This is a genomic window from Micromonospora maritima (assembly GCF_902825405.1).
In the GTDB taxonomy this organism is placed as follows: domain Bacteria; phylum Actinomycetota; class Actinomycetes; order Mycobacteriales; family Micromonosporaceae; genus Micromonospora; species Micromonospora maritima.
Map to the genome: position 1 here is coordinate 1 of NZ_CADEAU010000730.1, position 2,087 is coordinate 2,087.

General features: G+C 76.4%; 2 protein-coding genes. Both read right to left on the minus strand.

Translation table 11 applies throughout. From position 1 onward, the window contains the following. A partial coding sequence (locus HUW36_RS31605) for an SWIM zinc finger family protein (protein ID WP_174531416.1) occupies window positions 1–630 on the minus strand: 630 nt, incomplete at its 3' end. Next, the coding region (locus tag HUW36_RS31610; RefSeq protein WP_174531417.1) for a DEAD/DEAH box helicase at window positions 627–2,087 on the minus strand (1,461 nt) is incomplete at its 5' end. The genes HUW36_RS31610 and HUW36_RS31605, both read right to left, overlap by 4 nt.

Here is a 2,087-nt window from a genome sequence, read left to right on the forward strand (position 1 = left end):
CCCCGGGCGCGTCGTGCCCGGCCAGCAGCGGCCCGAGGTCGGGCGGCGGGCGTTGCGGGTACGCAGCTCCGCGACCAGGTCCGGTTCGGCCCGGCCCCGGGCCAGCAGCAGCACGAACGGGTCCCGGTCCAGCAGCCAGGCCGCCTGGTAGCACAGGGCCGCGGCGTGCCGGCAGGGGTGGTCCCAGGACGGGCAGTCGCACTCCGGGTCGAGGTCGCCGTACCCGGGCAGCAGCCGCACGCCGACGGTGTCGGCGGTGTCCACCAGGTCGTGCGGCATGTCCCGGTCGAGCAGCGCGGCGATGTGCCCGGCGCGGGCGGCCACCGCGTCCAGCAGACGGTCCCACTGGGCGTCGGTGAGGGCGCGCACCCGCACCACGGTGTCGTGCGGGTGCTCCGGGTCGCCGTCGTGCACCGGCGCGCCGATCCGGCCCGGGCTGACCGTGATCGGCCCGACCTGGCCGGCGAAGGCGTACCGCCGGCCCCGGGCGAGCTGCGCCGGGTCGAGCGCGGCGTGCTCCATCGACTCGATCCACGCGTTGCCCCACCAGGTGTCGGCGAACCGGCGGCCGATCCGCCGCCCGGGGCCGAACGCGGGGAAACTGCGGGCCGGCTCGTCCTCGCCGCTCATGTCGTCTCCGCCAGCCGCACCAGCCGGAACAGGTCGGCGTCGGACAGCTCGGTCAGGGCGGTCTCGCCGCCGGTGAGCACCGCGTCGGCGAGGTCCCGCTTGGACTCCAGCAGGGCGGCGATCCGCTCCTCCAGCGTGCCCTGGGCGATCAGCCGGTGCACCTGCACCGGCCGGGTCTGCCCGATGCGGTGGGCGCGGTCGGTGGCCTGTTCCTCCACCGCCGGGTTCCACCACCTGTCGTAGTGCACCACGTGGTCGGCCCGGGTCAGGTTCAGACCGGTGCCGGCCGCCCGCAGCGAGAGCAGGAACACCGGCACGTCGCCGGCCTGGAAGCGGCGCACCATCTCCTCCCGCCCGGCGACCGGGGTGCCGCCGTGCAGCAACTGCGCGGGTACGCCCCGCGCGGCGAGGTGCCGTTCCAGCAGCCGGGCCATCCGGACGTACTGGGTGAAGACCAGCACCGCGCCGTCGCCGGCCAGGACGGTGCCCAGCAGGTCGTCGAGGAGTTGCAGCTTCTCCGAGCGCCCGGTGAGCGGCCCGTCGACCTCGCCCAGGTAGTGCGCGGGGTGGTTGCACACCTGCTTGAGCGCGACGAGCAGCTTGAGCACCCGGCCCCGGCGGGCCACGCCGGTGGCATCCCGGATCTCCGCCATCACCTCCTCGACCACCCGCCGGTAGAGCGCCGCCTGCTCGTCGGTGAGCGGCACCTGATGGTCGGTCACGGTCCGGGGCGGCAGCTCCGGCGCGATGCCGGGATCGGACTTGCGCCGCCGCAGCAGGAACGGACGGACCAGGCGGGACAGCCGGTCCAGCGCGGCCGGGTCCCGGTCGGTCCCGACCGGGCGCGCCCAGCGGGCGCGAAACGCCCCGGCGGTGCCGAGCAGGCCGGGGGTGGTCCAGTCGAGCAGCGCCCACAGGTCGGGCAGGTCGTTCTCCACCGGCGTGCCGGTGAGCGCCACCCGGGCCTCGGCCGGGATCTCGCGCAGCGCGCCCGCGGTGTCGCTGAGCCGGTTCTTGACGTACTGGGCCTCGTCGGCGACGACCAGGCCCCACCGCGGGCCGGCCAGCGTGGCGGCGTCGCGCCGCAGGGTGCCGTAGCTGGTCAGCACGAATCCGTCGGTGACCCCGTCGAGGGTCCGCGCGGCGCCGTGGAACCGGCGTACCGGCACGCCCGGGGCGAACCGGCGGATCTCCCGCTCCCAGTTGCCGAGCACGGAGGCGGGGCAGACCACCAGGGTCGGCCCGGAGCGCCGGCGCAGGTGCAGCGCGACCACCGTGACGGTCTTGCCGAGCCCCATGTCGTCGGCGAGGCAGCCGCCGAGACCGAGCGCGGTCATCCGGTCCAGCCAGCGCAGCCCGCGCAGCTGGTAGGCGCGCAGCGTGCCGGCCAGCCCGGCCGGCGCGGCCAGCGGCTCGGCGCCGCCGTCGGGCTCGGCGATGCGGTCCCGCAGCGCGTC